Source organism: Clostridium sp. DL-VIII (assembly GCF_000230835.1).
GTDB lineage: Bacteria > Bacillota > Clostridia > Clostridiales > Clostridiaceae > Clostridium.
Map to the genome: position 1 here is coordinate 4891665 of NZ_CM001240.1, position 18804 is coordinate 4910468.

The 18804-nt window shown below is 28.9% G+C and carries 17 protein-coding genes and 1 pseudogene; 6 read left to right on the forward strand and 12 right to left on the reverse strand.

Annotated features, from left to right (window positions below; translation table 11 throughout):
• Nucleotides 1-113: 113 nt before the first annotated feature.
• The 5 genes from cas5b to CDLVIII_RS22610 all read right to left on the reverse strand — a co-directional run bounded on the left by cas5b (nucleotide 114) and on the right by CDLVIII_RS22610 (nucleotide 5303).
• Nucleotides 114-785, reverse strand: a complete 672-nt coding sequence (gene cas5b, locus CDLVIII_RS22590; RefSeq protein WP_009171795.1) for a type I-B CRISPR-associated protein Cas5b — start codon at nucleotides 783-785, stop codon at nucleotides 114-116.
• Between the two features lie 6 nt (nucleotides 786-791).
• Nucleotides 792-1700: a type I-B CRISPR-associated protein Cas7/Cst2/DevR gene (gene cas7i / locus CDLVIII_RS22595; protein WP_009171796.1), complete on the reverse strand. Its 909-nt coding sequence runs from the start codon at nucleotides 1698-1700 to the stop codon at nucleotides 792-794.
• A gap of 1 nt (nucleotide 1701) precedes the next feature.
• Entirely contained in the window at nucleotides 1702-3507 is a 1806-nt protein-coding gene (gene cas8a1, locus CDLVIII_RS22600; protein ID WP_009171797.1) for a type I-B CRISPR-associated protein Cas8b1/Cst1, read from the reverse strand.
• A gap of 14 nt (nucleotides 3508-3521) precedes the next feature.
• Nucleotides 3522-4259, reverse strand: coding sequence for a CRISPR-associated endoribonuclease Cas6 (gene cas6, locus CDLVIII_RS22605; RefSeq protein ID WP_009171798.1), 738 nt, complete (start codon nucleotides 4257-4259; stop codon nucleotides 3522-3524).
• Between the two features lie 93 nt (nucleotides 4260-4352).
• Nucleotides 4353-5303: a WYL domain-containing transcriptional regulator gene (locus tag CDLVIII_RS22610; protein ID WP_009171799.1), complete on the reverse strand. Its 951-nt coding sequence runs from the start codon at nucleotides 5301-5303 to the stop codon at nucleotides 4353-4355.
• A gap of 508 nt (nucleotides 5304-5811) precedes the next feature.
• Here CDLVIII_RS22610 and CDLVIII_RS22615 point away from each other — a divergent pair.
• The 3 genes from CDLVIII_RS22615 to CDLVIII_RS22625 all read left to right on the forward strand — a co-directional run bounded on the left by CDLVIII_RS22615 (nucleotide 5812) and on the right by CDLVIII_RS22625 (nucleotide 7369).
• Nucleotides 5812-6282, forward strand: coding sequence for a YbaK/EbsC family protein (locus tag CDLVIII_RS22615; protein ID WP_009171800.1), 471 nt, complete (start codon nucleotides 5812-5814; stop codon nucleotides 6280-6282).
• A 458-nt stretch (nucleotides 6283-6740) separates the two neighbouring features.
• On the forward strand, nucleotides 6741-6935 hold the full coding sequence (gene dmpI, locus CDLVIII_RS22620; protein ID WP_009171801.1) for a 4-oxalocrotonate tautomerase DmpI: 195 nt from the start codon (nucleotides 6741-6743) through the stop codon (nucleotides 6933-6935).
• Between the two features lie 83 nt (nucleotides 6936-7018).
• Complete coding sequence (locus CDLVIII_RS22625) at nucleotides 7019-7369, forward strand: helix-turn-helix domain-containing protein (RefSeq protein ID WP_009171802.1); 351 nt, start codon at nucleotides 7019-7021, stop codon at nucleotides 7367-7369.
• Between the two features lie 570 nt (nucleotides 7370-7939).
• Here CDLVIII_RS22625 and CDLVIII_RS22630 read toward each other — a convergent pair.
• A complete protein-coding gene (locus CDLVIII_RS22630; RefSeq protein WP_009171803.1) occupies nucleotides 7940-9499 on the reverse strand; it encodes an AAA family ATPase in 1560 nt (519 codons plus the stop codon).
• Nucleotides 9500-10087: 588 nt separating this feature from the next.
• Between CDLVIII_RS22630 and CDLVIII_RS30885 the strand changes: the two are divergent.
• Both CDLVIII_RS30885 and CDLVIII_RS22635 read left to right on the forward strand, forming a co-directional pair.
• Nucleotides 10088-10360: pseudogene (locus CDLVIII_RS30885) on the forward strand (hypothetical protein); the annotation flags it as partial.
• Nucleotides 10361-10428: 68 nt separating this feature from the next.
• Nucleotides 10429-11085, forward strand: coding sequence for a hypothetical protein (locus CDLVIII_RS22635; protein WP_009171804.1), 657 nt, complete (start codon nucleotides 10429-10431; stop codon nucleotides 11083-11085).
• A gap of 156 nt (nucleotides 11086-11241) precedes the next feature.
• Here the strand turns inward: CDLVIII_RS22635 and CDLVIII_RS22640 are convergent, their stop codons facing one another.
• The 6 genes from CDLVIII_RS22640 to CDLVIII_RS22665 all read right to left on the reverse strand — a co-directional run bounded on the left by CDLVIII_RS22640 (nucleotide 11242) and on the right by CDLVIII_RS22665 (nucleotide 17210).
• Nucleotides 11242-12942: a methyl-accepting chemotaxis protein gene (locus CDLVIII_RS22640; protein WP_009171805.1), complete on the reverse strand. Its 1701-nt coding sequence runs from the start codon at nucleotides 12940-12942 to the stop codon at nucleotides 11242-11244.
• Nucleotides 12943-13202: 260 nt separating this feature from the next.
• Nucleotides 13203-13481 (reverse strand): hypothetical protein, encoded by a 279-nt coding sequence (locus CDLVIII_RS22645; RefSeq protein WP_009169737.1) that lies wholly within the window; start codon nucleotides 13479-13481, stop codon nucleotides 13203-13205.
• Entirely contained in the window at nucleotides 13468-15081 is a 1614-nt protein-coding gene (locus tag CDLVIII_RS22650; protein ID WP_009171806.1) for an IS66 family transposase, read from the reverse strand. The genes CDLVIII_RS22645 and CDLVIII_RS22650 overlap by 14 nt, the downstream gene beginning before the upstream one ends.
• A 79-nt stretch (nucleotides 15082-15160) precedes the next feature.
• Nucleotides 15161-15532 (reverse strand): IS66 family insertion sequence element accessory protein TnpB, encoded by a 372-nt coding sequence (tnpB, locus tag CDLVIII_RS22655; protein WP_009171051.1) that lies wholly within the window; start codon nucleotides 15530-15532, stop codon nucleotides 15161-15163.
• Nucleotides 15529-15867: a hypothetical protein gene (locus tag CDLVIII_RS22660; protein ID WP_009171807.1), complete on the reverse strand. Its 339-nt coding sequence runs from the start codon at nucleotides 15865-15867 to the stop codon at nucleotides 15529-15531. Before CDLVIII_RS22660 ends, tnpB begins: the two co-directional genes overlap by 4 nt.
• A gap of 389 nt (nucleotides 15868-16256) precedes the next feature.
• Entirely contained in the window at nucleotides 16257-17210 is a 954-nt protein-coding gene (locus CDLVIII_RS22665; protein WP_009171808.1) for a flavodoxin family protein, read from the reverse strand.
• Between the two features lie 194 nt (nucleotides 17211-17404).
• On the opposite strand from CDLVIII_RS22665, the gene CDLVIII_RS22670 reads away from it, so the two are divergent.
• Nucleotides 17405-18664: a helix-turn-helix domain-containing protein gene (locus CDLVIII_RS22670; RefSeq protein ID WP_009171809.1), complete on the forward strand. Its 1260-nt coding sequence runs from the start codon at nucleotides 17405-17407 to the stop codon at nucleotides 18662-18664.
• The last annotated feature ends 140 nt before the right edge of the window (nucleotides 18665-18804 follow it).

Genomic DNA, 18804 nt, shown 5'->3' on the forward strand with positions numbered 1-18804 from the left:
TTTCTATTAATAGGTATAGGAATTAACAGGGTCATGATATAAATCACACTAACATGATGTCCTGCTATTTTGAAATATGCCTAAATATTATATTGCATTTAATCAATAATTTTTTAAGCTAAAAATGCAATATCTTTCTCTATAGAATCATTATCAATATAATATTCACCATTATCTAATAATTCATCATATTCAACATATTTAACTTTTACCTTTTCCCATTTCCTCAGAGCATTTACAACCTTATACACCTTATTAATTTTGTATGCGATACCTCTTAATGACGTTATATACTTATCAGGAACATATATGGAATACTTTAATTTAATATCCTGCTCTTCATCAAATTCATCTTTCTTCTCTAATTTATTTAGTTCTACAAACTTAATATCATCCAGTCTTACTAAATCTTCACGCCTTCCAAGAGTAAACGCTGTATCAGTAGTTTTAAAGCCTTCGTAGATCTTATTTAAGGTATCTTCATCTGAAGCCACATGAATTATTAAAGATACTCCATAAAGCATGTGAACATTTAAAGGCATAGAAGTTATATTATCTCCATTGTAAAACCTAGTTGTATTATATGTTGAAAAAATCCCTTCATATCTTCCCTGAACTGATATTTCCATTTGATGATATTCATCTTTTCCTGCACCTATAATGTTGTGTAACATTCCAATAACTGTTGAATATGGTGGCAATGGATAAGTCTCTGTAACTTTAAATGCATACGGTTTTTTATAGCAAACAGTTTCCTGGTATAATTTTAACTTTAAAGCCTTCATCTAAAATCACACCCCATAGTAAGCAGTAACTTTGTTCTTTAATTGTTTAAAGAATCCTTCTATATTAGAAATTTCCTCTTTAACTAATTTACATAATTCCTCTTCATTTTCAAAAACTCCTGAAACTACTCCCATATTGGTATTTTCTTTAACATCGCAATCAAGTATACTCATACTTAAAGCATCTTCTAAAGGTTTAGTCTTTATATTAAACTTTCCTTTGTTCACTTCTAACCCGATTCTTCCCATAAAAAATGGATTAGCTATATCATATACTCCACCGATTATAAATAATGGAGATAAATTTTCTTGTCTTCCTCTAATATTTCTATTAAGAACTTTTATTAGATCTAATAATTGATTAACTCTTTTTGCTTTTTCATTCTTATCTAAATTTATATCTCCATCCACTCCAACTTTATCTAAATCAATAGTAAGCGTATAAGTATAATAACTTAAATGCTGCTCACTATTTGCTAAATTAGGATGCTCTCCAATTCTATCTGCGAAACCTTTGTTGCTTAAAAAATCCATATCGCTTTTATATGGTTCTAAAGAAATAGCAGTCGATACTCTTGCTACAGCAGATCTAATTGCTGATCCACCTTTTTCATCGCCCTCTTTTTTTGCCGTCTTCATGTATCCAAACAAATCCATTTCCTCAGAATCTTTAATTGTGTATTCATTCTTAAATTGTATTGTTCCTTTGCTCTTATCTACTGTTTGTAAATTCCATCCGAAAATATCCTTTCCCAGTCTTCTTATATCATAAGTTAACGCTTGTCTAGTTTCCAACGTATGAAGATTTCCGTTTCCTCTTGTTAACTTTTTCAATTCTGAAATATTTCCTATTCCTTCACCATAATTTAAACTTTGACCTTGAAATATAATACTGCATGTGATTGATTTACTCATATTAGTTTTCCCCCTCTTTATTACCATTTTCTATCCCTTTGGAATTTAATCCAGCTATAAAGCTGTGAGCTATTTCTTCAAAATCTAATTTTGACTCTTTCATTACCTCTAAAAATATCATTGGTATTTCTTTATCTACAGACATATATATTCTTATGATTGTATCCATAAAATCTTTTTTATTTTCTGCCTTAGCAGAATTCAATAATCTATAACTTAATCCAGATATTTTGTTTTCACTGTTATTCAACCTATAAATCTTAGCTATGTCAGTGCCTTGGAAATATAAATAATTCAAATTTTTTTTAGCTAATTCGTCCACCTTTTTACATCCTCCTTTATATTGTTTCAAGTAATTTCTTATCCTGATTATTCTTAAAATATCTCTATTAGCATATACTTCCTCATTAATCAAAGCTCTAAGTTCTAAATCTATAACATGTTTCAAATCTTTTCTTTGAACCATAAAATCAAAAATCTTCATCTTTTCTCTTTGATTTTTTATGTTATCTAGTTCCTCATAATTATTTCTTAAAAAGCTTGCTAAATATGTTGGTATATTGAAATAATTTAATTTAGAATTTCTTGATCTATAATCTGCATTAAATTCTACATAAAGAATATTTTCAAGCTGCCAAGAACTTATTTTCTTATTTTGCTTTACACTATCTAAAATGAATTCTTCAAATGTTCCATCTTTATTAGTAACATTTCTAAAGTTATCATTTTCTTGTATTAGTTCTTTTAAATCACCATCTATGCTTACAAAACCATAGTATAACTTGTCATTATAATCATACTTATCATTTAGATAGCTTTTAAATATTCTAGTGCATCCAGCAGATGTGCAAAATAAAACTAATTTACATAATGGGCATATTGGATACCTGCTATCAAATTTCCAAAACAGATTCTTACTATTAGCATTACTTATTGCTAATGGAATGAAACTTCCATCAGTATAATCATCGCCAAATGAAAGATTTTCATCGCAAATTCTACATGTGTTATAATTTTCTAATATAAAATTAACTGATTCTACTTTTCTCTTTTTTTCAAATAAGTTTTTATTAATTTGCGATAACAATTTATCAACCACATTGATTTTTTTGCTATCAGATGTAGCTATTTTCTCATCAATATATTTTTTTAAACTTAATTCATTTTTCTCATTAATTACTTTTGCAAATTTATCTCCATCTAATACTGGTTTTACATAATCATTAAAAAATATCTCTTTTTGCTCGATTATACTCTTGCTATTATTACAAACATTTAAAAAACTCACCTGACCAAAGAAACTTTGGTTCAAAGCTGATTTGAAATATGCTACAGTCATAGGATTGTTTAAATGCTCTAACTGAACAATATCTTCATATTTTTTAACTAATTCCTCTACTTCTGCTAACTGCTCAAACTTGATTTTTCCTAATTTAGAATGTATATCTTTACATCTATCAAGTTCAACAACTTGTAATTTCTCTATCTTCTTATTTCTGTCTCCTATGATTTTTCTAATATCGCTTAATCTATCTTTGAATTTCTCCTTATCTTTTGCGGCCCATACTAACTTATCTAGTTTCTCATTCATTGACTCTGAAACATTGTATTCATTTATAAAATAGTTATAATAATAAGAAGGGAAATCTTCTAGGAGTTCTGAATCAAATTCTATAAAATCACCTGAAACCTTATAATTATATTTATCTATATTCAAACCATGGTACTCTCTGTTATATTTAATGATTCGGTTAAATCCCACAATTCCTAGCTTATAAAACCATTGTTCAGAATTATATATTTTCAATTTTCACACCTCCTTTACACTAAATCAAATAATCCGAAGCCTTCACTTCTTCTAAAGCCTAGGCCTAGCTGTTTCAATAGTTTTAAATCTTCTATGCTGCCTTCTAACTTGAATGTACCTGCGTAGCCTTCTATATATAAAAATTCTTTATTATTTAGTAATTTAAAATCTGTTATTTTCTCTTTTGCAACTACTTTTTTCATTTTTACAGGTGTAAATTTCAGCTCTTCTTCTAATCCTCTTCCGCTATAAGTCTCTATGGCAATATTAGCTATATAATTTAATTCAGCATTAAATTTATTTATTTCATCAATAGTTACAGTTTTATTGTCATTAGTTCTAATATATATTGGTGAAAGAGTTCTACATAAAATTTCATCTTCATTAATAGTTTTTTCTTTTTCTAAAAGTACTTTCTGAATATTTATTTTGTATTCCTTATAATCATATACTCTTAACCTTAATAAACCATTGTAAAGAATTATTCCAAAATTATAATCTGGAGTCGATATTATTATTGAGCCTTGTCCATTTAGATTCACCTCTCCTTTATCAATTTTGTAATCTTTAAAGAATACTGAAAAGGTAAATGGTTTTATTCTCTTATTTTTCTTTTCCTCATAGTAATACATATTTTTGAAATATTCTTCATCCGATATTTCTAGTGATTTCTTTATAACACTAGAAATCATCATTCTATAACTCAAAGGAAATTTATTTTGTTCAGCCTTAAAATTCACTTTAATTCTCATTTAGATTTCACCTCCATTCAAATTTTTTGTTTCATCTTTTAACAGCATGTTATCACCTTTTCTGTACATATATTGTATAGGTTATAATTTTATTTAAATATTTTTTACCATCTCTTCTAAATTTTTATGCATTTCAGATTTTAATTCTTCTGGTTCAATCACCTTAACGCAGGTTCCCATACTAAGTATCCATGATATTATTTCTGGTCCACCTGTCATTGATGCTTTAAATATAATTCTATCTTGAAATGTTACATCATCTATTTCTTGATTTTCAACCCATATTCTTTCTTTAATTATGTTAGCCATTGGATATTTAATCTCCAATTTCAAGTTATACTTTTTCCCTCCAAAAATGCCAATACTATTTTTCTTATAATCTTCTAATAGTCTTTTTACATCAATAATCTTTTCAAATTTTATTGATGTTATTTTATACTCTGCAATTCTTCTAATCTTAAAAAATCGTATTTGGTTACGCAACAAACAAAAAGCCACTAAATATTTTTCTCCTTTATATGTAATAAACTGGTACGGTTGTACTCTTCTTTCTGTGATTTTTCCTTCATTATCTTTATAATCTATTATAATCTCTTGACTGCTTAGTATATTTTTATAAATATCTTCAAATACTTTTTGCAGATTTGTTTTCATATTTCGAACTCTGGAATAAGGAATTATTTGTTCACAAGACTCTTCATTACTTTCATTATTAAGAATTGTATAATTTATTTTTTCTATTGCTTTAAGTAGTTGTGGATTGTTTTCAATATAATCTGCATCTAAAGATGAGATTGCTTCTTTTAACAAGATTACTTCTTTTTCAGTTAATACTTCCTTAAATGGAAAATAATCCGCATTCAATTTGTATCCACCGTTTTTTCCGGATATTGATTCTATGTCAAAAAATTCATCCAAATTCTCTTTGTATCTCCGCACCTGCTTCTCATCTATTTCTAGCCTATTAGCAATATCTTTAGCTTTAATGACTCCTCCTGACTTCAACATAAATAACATTTTTAACGTATTATTTAAATTCCCCATATTATCCCTCCATTTTATGTTACCATAATTATACGTTTTTCCCTATATATAAGTACAGTTCAAATTTATTTTTTATTATTCGAATCTTTTCTTGTACAATAATAAAATTTTCCATAAATATTACTCGCATTTACTTTTTATATAGATAAGAAATTTTTAAAGTTAACTTATATATAAAACAATTATCTATTTTTGCTAAACCTATATATATCTATAATATCATCAATAATATTGATCTAAAAATATCCAAGAGCACTAATACTAGTTCTATTAATGGTATGAAATATTCTGAACTAAATACGGATTGCATTAAAGAAGCTGCTACTGATAAAATTGACACTGCAACTCAAAGCATTGGCCAAAAGAATTTAGGATTTAGAAACCAATATATATAATTTTATAAAATATGTTATAATAAGCATTATAAGGATATTAGTGTGCTTTACTAACTTTAGCACTCGCATGAATAAAAATTTCAATTACAATATAAAAAACAGGAGGAATTATTATGTCACTTGAATCGGTAAAAAATTACTTTAAAAAGTGGAACATGGAAGATAGAATACTGGAACTTCCTATATCTAGTGCAACTGTGGAAGAAGCAGCAACAGCTATTAATTGTGAAGAGAAAGAAATTGCAAAAACAATGTCGTTTAAAATTAATGATAAGGCAATTTTAATTGTGATGGCTGGAGATGCAAAAATTGATAATTCTAAGTACAAAGCGCAGTATCATACAAAAGCAGTAATGCTAAAAGGTGATGAAGTGGAGCAAATAACAGGGCATCCTGTTGGAGGTGTATGTCCCTTTGGAATTAGATCTGACATTGAAGTATATTTAGATGAATCACTAAAAAGATTTTTAAAAATATATCCTGCATGCGGCAGCAGAAATAGTGCAATAGAACTTTCTCTCGAGGAATTAGAAAAATATTCTAATTATAAAGAATGGATTGATGTTTGCAAAGGTTGGAATTAACAGTATGAGTATATAAAAAATACACTGCCCTCTTGTTAATCCGTATTTTCTTATACTCATCTATATTCCATAAACCCAAAGCTTCTGGCACTCATCTCTCCCATTCCAACTCCCAAGACAATATATTCCGGATACTGTGAAGTATCATCCTCTAAAATATCTAACCATATCTTCTCTCCTTAATTTCTTCCTTTGATATCCTTGTTCCAATAGCCACTTTTGATCTTGTTATATATCCCTCATGTTTGTTGGAATGCCTAATATTTTAAGTCTACCCCTTCATTTTTTAAACATTCGAACTATTGCTTAATTTGATGCTTATTTCTTTACTTGAGTTATCCATTTAATAAAATTTCAAAAAAATATTGCTACAGAAAAAGTAGCATGCTATAATATCTGTAGCACGCTACTTTTTTTGTAGCGCCAATATCAAATACATATTAGAAAGAGGTGCAGTTATGCCAGTAATTACTATGAAAATGAAAAAAACTCAACCTGAAAAGAAAAAGGAATTAATTGAAAAATTAACTTCTGTAGCTGCTGAAGTTACTAATTCTCCAGCAAGTTCTTTCACTGTCTTTATTGAGGAATATGATGCTGATAGTATTGGTATCGGCGGTCAAACATTGGCTGAAAAATTAGCTAACAAATAAGACAAAATACTTAAGTTCCTCGCTTTTCTATTACAAGCGAGGAGCGATTTATATTTAGAGATATTTTTCAAGGAGGAATTAATATGGCAGTTCCATGTCCAGGTAAACCCGTTAGGGGCTCTAAATCCGGTGTCCCGATTATGGCTCTCTTTGACCTTTTAGGTAAAAATTGGGCAATGGGTATCATTTGGAATTTACAGGAGGGCCCTTCTACTTTTAGAGAACTTCAAAAACGGTGTGAGTCAATCTCTCCTACAATATTAAACAACCGTATCAAGGAACTTAGAGAAGCCGATATTGTAGAGCGCACTAATGATGGTTACCAATTAACTACACGCGGAAAAGAACTCATGGAGTTATTGCGTCCATTTGGAGAATGGTCACGTACTTGGTCTGAAGAAGTATTCAATTATTCAAAGACACTCGATAATTAGATATGCTCTCATACAATGAGATAATTATAAAGACAAATTAACTAATTCTCATAAAATGAAACAAGATTAGGCCGCATTAAGTAATTTATAGCTATTATGCAGCCTATTCTAACATGTGTGTATGCTGTGTATCTGTATTAGAACAGACTGGCTATATTATCAAAGATACTGCTTATTTTAAAGTATATAAACAATAAACAGAAACAACAACTTCCTCATCAAGAATTTAAATACATCTCATGTTAATGTTAATCCTGTTGGGTTATTCAGTACTGTCGTTGCACATGCATTTAAATACATCTCATGTTATAATGTTAATCCAAAGTAAATAAGCCATTCTTATAACTTACTAATCACTTTTCTTACAGTAATAATAACACATTCTAAAAAACTTACCAATCTACAAAGATAATTTACAAAAAGACCTATTTATCTAATTTTTCAGATTTTCTTAGATTTTTGAGCTGGTAAAGTTGAAATTTCTATAGCTATATCTTTTGATAATAGACATCCCCCTATTTAACATTTTCAGGAAATACAGATAGGTTAAAGCAACCTATCTAGCAAATCCTAAATTTCTTCAATTCTGCAATTATGTTCTTTTTCCCTTGAATCATAACATATTGCAACTAGCAATACTTTCTTATTTTCATTTTCTTTTTTAAATTTTTCTACATATTCTTTTTTCCTTATTTGATTTATTGCCACCTCTGTAGTTTCATCCTTCTTAAGTTCAACTATGAAAGGAATATCATTTTTTCTTCTTGGATGAAACGTAAAGTCTGCATAACCTTTCCCTGTTTTCTCCTCACGTTCTACTCTAGAAGTATCTCTGGCAGAAAGGTATGCTAAAGTTAACACACATGATAAACTATTCTCGTCATTATACTGAAGTATTGGTATTTCCGAGTTATGAATATCATGCAATATTGATTCTACAGTTTTTGTGTCACCTTTAACTGTTGCTCTTAGCATTCTCTTGGAATTTTCAATTATCTCTGAAACATATCCAAATGATTTATCTTCTAAAGATTTCTCAAACTCCTTCATAAGTTCTTTATTAGGGATTCTTAAGTATCCGTCATGATATGATAAAAATCCAAGTACTATCATAGCAGAATATATTTCTTCCTTATTTCTTGGTGCTCCTTGACCTGCTCTAAAATCTTCATCAATAGTTATATCAATTTCGTTCCCTGATACCATTTCTATAACATCGTCCCTAATTTCCAAAGTATTGTACTTAAGATACTCTGTTACTTCATCCATAGCACCAGTATTGGTCCAATAACTTTCACAGTAATTATTTTGAAGCGCTTTTACTACTGAACGTGGATTATATATCTTTATGCCTTTTGCTGTTAAATATCCATTATACCAACTTTCCAATTCCTTAAAACTAATACTTTTATTTTTATTGCAAAGTTTTATAACTTCATCTTCCGTAAATCCAAAATACTCATCAAAGGTTCTATCTTTTAAAAAAGTAAACTCATCAAACATATTAAGCGCTGAACCACTAGAATATTTCTTTATAGGAAGAACACCTGTCATATATACTAAAGCCACATAAGGCTGATCCTTTAAAAGATTTCTTAAAAACTCTAAAAAATCATTCTGATTTTCTTCAAAAATATTATTAGAAAAAATATAATCCCATTCATCAAATATAAAAATAAATTTATCTTTAGTCTCATATAACATGGAGCTTAAATTAAAATAATCATCTGAGGTAATATGGGGATACTTTTGCGCTATATCTTTTTTTATCGTATCTCTTATCATCTTAATATAATCATCATAAGTATTTCCGACTTCAGACATTGTATTAAAAGATATATTAATTACATTATACTTATTTAAATGTTCATCATAGGTAGCTGCATTACTTATATTAAGATTATTAAATATTTCTTTTGAATCTACTGCTTTAGAATAATAAGCACCTAACATATCAGCAATACTTGATTTACCAAACCTTCTTGGTCTTGTTATGCATATATATTTATTTTTTGTAGATATTTTTTCGTTAATCAATTTTATCATAAAAGATTTATCCACAAAATACTCTTCATTCACAAGTTCTCTATAATTTTCAAAAGGTTTATCAGTATTTAAATATATAGCCATGAAATCCTCCTATTCATCTATAATTACTTTACTATATTATTTGCATTACTATGTAAACTCATGTATTTAGAGCTTTATTTACCTTCATGCTTTCTATCACTATATATATAGCCATTATTCCACTCTTATCATCCCTTTATTCCTTTATTATATCCCATAATTTCACTTTAAACATTATCTATCTGAAATATTTGTTTTAAATTCACCTTCGACTTTCTTATACTTATCAATACTTAGAACTAGATCAACTTGATCCATAATTGCTAATCAAATTATATTTTCAGTTTTGTATAAGGCATATGAAAATAAAGAGCATCTACTTTATTCTGCAGATGCCCAATTGATATTTTAATAAATCTCTCTCACCCATATCCTCAAATATCTAATGCATTTATGAGGCTTGATTTGAAATTTGAGCTAATTTAACTCCTAGGTTCAATAGTATTACTTAAATATTCGGCTCTGTTTTAAATAGTGGTTGATTTATGATTCTTTTCCAAAAATAGTTTATAATATAGATATAATCAGTTTTCGGAGGTATAACCATAAGTAATGTAATATCAGTATCAGCACAAGCAAAAGCCTTATGCTAAAGAAGTAGAAATTAATATTTCAACTTCTTTTTACTGGAGACATAAGATACTCAACTGTATTAATGAATTTCTTGGTATAGGCTCTTTTAATGGAGTTGCAGCAAAATATCTTGGAAATTATTTTAAATAGCATAAGTGAATAAACACATTCAGTACAGAAAAATAGGTAGCACGAACCAAAAATTTGATAGCACATAGCTATATTATGGTTAAGGATTTTAAAACGATACAACCAGTATTTATATACAGGTATCTTTATTATACATAATCTATAAGTTATGCATAATAAAATGACGAATGATTATCTAAAATTATGTTAATGGAGATGTTGCATTCATGGAAGAAAAAGAAATCAGATACAAACAAGGTGTAAAATGGTCTATATTTTATATAATTATATATTCACTATTTACTATATCATTAATGTATATCGAACCTAAGATATTTAAAATAGTGTTAGGTATTGTAGGGTTGATTTTTATTGTTGTGTATACTTTTACTATAAGATACAATAAAGAACGTTTGTTTGTGCTCGGATTAATATCTATGTTTGCTGTAATGCATATGGGGATTGCATTTGGTAGTGTTATAGATATAGAAACTGTTATTGCTATTGGTATCGCAGTATCTATAATGGATGTATTAAGTTTTACAAAGTACGGAAAAAATACAGCGAACGCCAAAGCAATGTCTAATATTCAATTTGTGTCTAAATTAATTGTTTATGGTAAAACAAGAAACAATGAACTTATACCCACTTGTGGATTAGGTGACTATCTATATTATGCTATATGGATAGTTGGCATCCATAATGTATCAGATAAACTTTGGGCATATGCCATTGCTTCGTTATTAATTTTTATTGGTACTTTAGTAGATTCCATCATAATTGGATATATATATAAGAAAGATAATTACAATGGATTTCCTGCAACAATTATACCATTTTCACTTGTTTCTATATTCTATGGATTTTTATATTTTCTGAATTAAGAAATTTCTTTGGAGCTACAAAAATTTTAAAGGAAAGCAATGCAAAAAAATCTATGAGCATTGTAATACGAAGAAAATTTAAATAACAGAAAAGACAAGCTTAAAATAGTTACGCTTGTCTTTTCTCTTTAAGCTACTTATTTTTAATAACCATAGTTATACCTTAAAATTATTAACCATACTAATTAGCTTATTAGTGCTTACACTAACTTCCTTAATTAATTCAACAACATTTCCCGAACTTTCGGATATGGTATTTATATTTTCTGCAATATTAGTGGTTCCAGCAGCTAATTCAGTATTTGAATCATTTATTTGTTTTACCGCATCCGAAACCCTAAGCATAGAATCCATCATACTGTTAGATTTATTGCTAAATTCTGTTGTCATATCATAAACCATAGCTGCATCTTTACTATACTGCTCTCCTGTTTTAACAATCATCTCATAATCATTTATCACATCAACATTAATAAATTTAAGCATATCTTGAGAAGTAGAAACTAAGTTGTCTACTATTCCCATAACGATATTACTAATATTACTTATTTCTGATACAGTGTTTTTAGAATCTTCTGCAAGATTTCTAATTTCTTCTGCTACTACTGAAAAACCTTTGCCTGCTTCACCTGCTCTTTGGGCCTCTATTGATGCATTTAATGCTAATAAATTTGTTTGAGAAGCAATTTCTAAAATAGCTTCTGATAAAACCTTTATCTTTTCTACTTCTTTAGCTTTTTCAATAGCTTCTAATAATTTACTTTGAGTTTGTGAATTAATCTTTTGAGCATTTTCCATAGAATTAACAGCTTTATTTTTAAGTTCATTAGCTCTCTCATTTATAAGCTTCGAATTTTCAGCTTCACTTTTTGCCTTTAGTGCAATTCCCTTCATATCTGAGTTAATTAAAGATGTATTATTGCTCATTTCTTCTGTTGAAGCTGCTGTCTCCTCCATACCACTTGATAATTCTTCTGTTGTAGCATAAACATCTTCAATTAATCCAGATAACTCACCTATATTTTCATTAGTTTTTTTAACTTTATTTTCGACATTTCTTGATTCATTAATAACAACATTGATAATCTGCCTAAAAGACTCCTGCATTAAATTAAAACTTTTTGCCATTTCACCAATCTCATCATTGCTATGAAAATCAATCCTTTGGGTTAAATCTCCACCATTATTAGACATTTCATTAAGTTTTGAAAGCATAGTAGTTATTGGTGCAACAATACTTTTAGATATATATCTCCAAGCTATAACAAATATTATCACCAATGCTAAAACAGATATTCCCATTAAAATTATTGTATTTCTTATATCATTTTCTATACTACTCATAGATATTTCAATGTTTTTTGCTGCTGCTTCGTTAAATGTATCTGCTTCCTCATTAATCTTTTCTGAAGTAGAATCAAATTCTCCCATAGATAAATTTCCTTTTTCAGGACCACCGTCTATGTAAGCTTGTGCCATTTTCTTTCCTGTTTCATAATAAGTTTCAAAACTTTTTTGTATATTATCTAATTCACTTGCACTTTCTGGATTTTTTTCTTTAAGATCACTCACAACACTTTCTAGATCCTTAGCAAATTTTTCTGCTTCATCAAACCCATCATCAAAGCCTTTTGCGCCTCTTGTCGCGCTAATATCTGTAAGAAATTGCTGGACTTGTACAACATCTAATTTTAGTTCATCAGCTTTAGTGCTTATATAAAAATATTTATTATTCATTTCCCGTACCTTTTTTAAATTGTTACTTGTGGCGTTAAATTGTATTGCCATAAACACTATAAAAAACAAACTAAGTGATATTAATGGTAACAATACTTTTAGCTTTATCCCTTTTATCATTCGAATCATTCCCCTTATAATCTTATTTAAGCAAAAAATTAGCGAAAATTATACGCTTATTTATAGTTTATAACTTTCGCTAAAACATTTCATCTATTATCTTGATTTTTTTATAAATTTACCTAATCATTATCATAAACTTCTTTTTACTACTTAATCAACAAAAACAATAATATGTTCCATCATCTAATTTAGTAAGCGGTGGAACACCTGCCGTATTGAAAAAAAGTAGCTTCTCAGGAACTTGAGAAGCTACTTTTTTAATAAAAACCTTCTTTTGCAATTTTCTTTATGTAGTTATATTGTTTTCGAATAAGTTTTTTAAATTCAGAATCTGATAAGTCATTAAAAATAGCTATTCCTTCTTCATAAAGACATTCATATATCAATTCACAATAATCATCATCTTCTCTGTGCATTTTATTGTATCTTTTTTCAAGTTCATATGGAAAATCTAGAGTATAAGCTATTTCGTCAATTCTTCCGCTAAGAAATTCTTTAGTCATATTCATCATATAGTCTATATTAGGCTGACTCACTTATATTCTCCTCCTTTGGGTTAGTTTCTTCTGTATTTATTTTGCATTCAAGTTGCACTTGATCTGCCCATGGTAAATATTCTTCAAGAACAGAATCGTTTGATGTAAAATTAATATTAGGTAAATTGCGGAATATATACTCCAAATACTTGTATGCATCTAGATTATTAGCTGCGGCTATATTTATAATGCTAAATATAATTGCTGACGCTTCCGCCCCAGCTGGCGAATCTGAAAATAACGAATTTTTTCTTGTAATTGCTACTGGTTTCACAGCAATTTCAGATAAATTATTTGATAAAGGTATTCTTCCATCAAGCAAGAAGTTTGAAAAATATTCTTTATGATTTAATGTATAATACAGCGCCTTTCTTAAGGGCTCTTGTTTTGTAACTGTTTTTTCTGCCCATGCAAAAAAGGCATCCAATATAGGGATACTATATATAATCCTGTTATTTTTTCTTTCTTCTGGAGATAACTCTTTCCATTTTCTTTCGAATTTAAAGAGTTTATCACAATAAGCCCGTCCAATGGCTCCGCCGGATCCTGAAATCTCTTTCTTACCAGAATCTAGTGGGATAGCATCAAGATAATATCTTCTTAGATGGCTAAAGCACAAGCATCTAGTGATTCCTTCAACTTTCTCATATCCTGCATACGCATCACTTACATGATAACCAGTGAATCCATCTAAAAAAGCTTTTGCATGATCTCCAGCACGACTGCTAGTATATTGATATAGAATTACTGGCGGACCTTCACAGTCCCCAGTTCTATGTATCCATATATATGATTTACTAGATGCTTTCTTATCTTTTTCCTTGTTTACCTGCCATGTTGTCTCATCACTCATGATAATACTGCACTTTAATAATTGTTTATGCATGAGTTCATATAGGGGCTTTAGCCAATATTCAGAGCTATGTATTATCCAATTTGCCATCATATCTCTTTTAAGTTCAGCACCCATCCTTTTAAAATCTTTTTCCTGACGGTATAACGGCATAGACATCATATACTTTTGATACATTAGCCAGGCTATAATTGAAGGCGAAGCGACGGAATGCGTAAGCACAGGTGCTGGTACAGGTGCACAATATATAGAATCATATGGATTTATATCATTTTTCCCACACTCAATACATTTGTATACATATTGAACATAATCTTTTATTATAAGCTTTGCTGGAATATATTCCATTTCCGATCTTACTTTTTTCTTTCCAATTACTTTAAGATCACTTCCACAGATTTTGCACAAAGCTTCTCCATCAAGAACACATTCAACTACTTCGTGTGGCAGTGCCTTAATTAATTTTTCTCTGTCACCTTTTTTTCTTACAGGTCTTTTATGTTCTTTAATATTTATAATTTTGCTTTCATCTAGAATTTCATCATATGTTTCACCAAAAAGAGAGCATTGCCCATCTGTTTTAGGAGTTTTTTCACTTGACGCCCCAAAACGTTGTTTTGATGCATGCAAAACCGCTTGAGTAAGGAGTTCAACATTATGCTCTAACATATTCACCTTTTCTTGCAGTTTTTTATTTTCATTTTCAAGTTCTTTAATTCGTAAATCTTTCTTATCTAAAAACTGCATAGCAAAGGCTCCTTTCTAGTTAATTCTCTACTTATATTATACCAGAAAAGTGGCTATTTTACTAGCTTTTTAGACGATTTTAGAAAATCATTCCCGTAGTGTCAATCCTTTCTCGATGTGCTTTTTTCTGATCAATTTGTAGCCCATCTAAAAGCCATTCCATTTGACGTTTGGTTATATCACGTACTTCTCCTTCATTTTTTGGCCACTGAAATTTCATGTCATCAGAAAGAAACTTTGTAACTAATATAAATCCATTTTTGTCCCATCTAAGTGCTCTAAGAGAGGTGTGCCTTTTATTGCAAAATAAGAAAACACTTGTACCAGAGTATGGATTAAGATTAAATTTCAATGAAACCAATGCGGCTAGTCCGTTTTGCTGCTTGCGAAAATCGGTGGCACCGAGTGCAAGATATATGTGCTCCGCCCCATCGGCTATATGGTGCATCATAATTCTTGCAGAACCCTCATTAGTCCTGCTAAAGAATTTTGATTAAAATTGCTTGGAATCGTAACCTGTATATCTTTGTAGAGTATCTGAAAATCATCAGATTTATTTGAGTTTGATACTAGATTATCATTTTCTGAAAGGATTGGGGTAATTTCAGTAAATGCTATTTTTTCAACAGGCTTTTCTTTTCTAGTTAGTATTTTGTGATTCCAATAATTATATTTATGTTTACTAATTCCTTTCTTTTCACACCATTCTTTGACTGTCATACCACTTTCATTTCTTTCATTGATCCGTTGCTCCCAAAGGAGCAGATTTTCATTTGTGGATGCCATATTAAAAACCTCCAATCTGATTTACTTTATTAGAGCATATCAAATTGAAGGTCTATTTACATGACGGTATTTGTTCCAGCGCTTACTCTAATTTATTAATAATCATATAAATATCCCTCCATTATTTTTAGCATTAAACAAAATTACTTTCTTTACCTAATTTATTCAACTTGTATAACCTACAATTAATATAAAAAAAATTAGCAAAAGTTATAACCTTATTATAAATTTATAACTTTTGCTAAAATATATTATCTACTATTCTGATTATTTTTTATAATTTTTTTGCATTTCTATCTATAATAAGTTGGGATATAACTTTCGATTTTTCCATCAATTTTTCAAAACATCATATAGCCTTTGTATATTAATGCCCTATCCCTATTTTATTATTTGTTAATTTCAATTGTAGGAAATTTTAAATCCTTATATTTAGCAAACCTTTCTTTAACCGTTGCTAAATTTTCTTCTGTATAGAAACCACCTTGTGTATGCATAATTTCCTTTACATGCTCCTGTCTTCCTTTAGTATCTGTACGATCACGACTTAAGCCATCTTCTTGAATTACAAACTTCCACTTACCTTCTTCTGTCTTTTCTAAATTTCCGCCTGCACCACAAACTTGACATTCAACTGGGAAATATACTCCATCCCATTGTGGCTCTCCTAAAATTAATGCATTTGAATGACAATGCGGGCACCATCCCATGCCTTCATCACCAAGCCATTCTCTTTCTGATACTGGTGTGTTTAATGATCTCATGATATTTTCACCCATTTTATGAGCACGCTTTATCATATCATCATGTAATAAACATTGTTTTGGCGCTGGTACTCTTGTTGCTAAATACATATCTACTACGTTAAAGTCATTTGTAAAACATGTAGCCTGCATGCTTTCTAAAGCCATCGACTGCCATGAACGAGTAGAGCCTCCAACTGCAATTAATCCAGCTACTCTATCTCTATGCTTAATTGCTCCAATTGATTCTAAAAATGCTGATTCATATGCTAAATTTCTATGCATAAACTTTGTGAACGTTGCTGTTGGCATTAAATCATATGTTGGTGCTGATACAATTATAGCATCTACATTTAACATAACATCCATGATTGCCTGCTTATCATCTTTTTTGCTTAATGTACATCCAACATTTTTTCCACTAGTCATACCATGCGTGCACGCTGTGCATCCAGAACATTCAATAATGTTATAGTCTCTTAAATTAATCATTTTTACGTCTGCACCTTGTTCCTGACATGCAAGTAGTGCTTCCTTTAATAGAATTTCAGAATTTGAATCTTTTCTTCCTGCTGTTATACCTAATATTGAAAAAGTCATAATAAAATTCTCCTTTGTATTAATATCTTTAATTTAAATATTTTCTGGTAATTTAATTTCTCTTACCAAAATAAACGAATTGTATTAATATTAACATATGGAAAACTTGCCTTCATCAAAAATAAGTCTAAAAATTCTCTATTTAGCTATATCCAATTCATACATTTTTTTAATAATGATAAGGAGCAAAATTAATGTGCAAAAGAAATTATTTAGATATAAAGAAATATGAAATTTATGATAGTTTATTAAACAATGGAAATATTGATAAAATTCTCAGTGTAGCTGAAAATCTATTAAACAATCAAATTTTCATTTTAGATACCAGTTATAGAATTATTGCTCGCTCAAAGCTTGCAAAAACTAATAATTCAAATATAGAAACTCACAATGGTGAAGAATATCTTATGCTGGATATAGTAGCCTTAATGAAAAAAAGTAAATGTATCGACAATATTTACAATACAACTAATTCCTTCTTTTATTATGATGACGAGAATTTAATTTTCTGCGCAATAATAATTAATAATATTACAGTTGGATACATTGGAGTTTTGCAAAGTAATAGGGAATTTCTAGAAGATGATTTAGAACTGACAAATGCCCTATCTAAAGTACTTTCTATTCAATTAGAAAGAGAAAACTTATTTGTCACCACCTCAGGATTAAATGAAGAATACTACTTAATGGATTTATTAATAAATAAAATTGACAATATTGAATATATTATAGGAAGATTACAAAACAATAATTTTAGTATAAAGGAAAATTTTATTATTCTATCTATACCTTTTAAGCAAAAGTATAAGGATTATAGACACAATTTTGCCTTAAGGGAATTAATTAATAGACTTAAGGTAATACTTGAAAACTGCATTTCTACTTATTATGCTGATAAAATTATTTTTCTTATCAGCAATGAATATAATGAAGTTATTACAGCTTCTATAAAAGAAAACCTATTAAACTTTTTGCATTTAAACAAATTGAAATGTGGTATAAGCCTTCCCTTTCAAAACCTGTTAAATATACATGACTTCTTTTATCAGTCAATGTGTGCTTTAAACTTATCCGAAAATATAGCAACGGATAATATTAGTTACTTTGAAAATTATATAGATTATTATATATTTCAAATTTATGATGATTCAAATGGTAATTTAAATAAGATAAGCTTATCAGCTTTAATTCATCCTTGGCTTAATCAAATAATGAACTTTGATAAAGAAAATAAAACCGATTTATTCTTAACTCTAAAGACCTATTTTGAAAATAATAGAAATGCAAATATCACTGCAAAAAAATTAAATATACATAGAAGTACATTCTTTTACCGCTTTAATAAAATTCATAAAATACTTGGAGTAGCACTTGATGACAGCAGTAATTTGTTTACTTTAGAGCTATCCTTTAAGATTCTAGAATATAAGACTCAAGCAAAATCTAATTTGTAAGAAATTTATTTCAAAAAAATTTTTATTTATTATTGTTATTCTTCTATTATTAACATATATCCTATATGAAAATAAAAATTACGCGCATGAAAAGATTAATAAGATAAGTCTTAAAGAGTTTTTTTGCTGTGCTTTATATA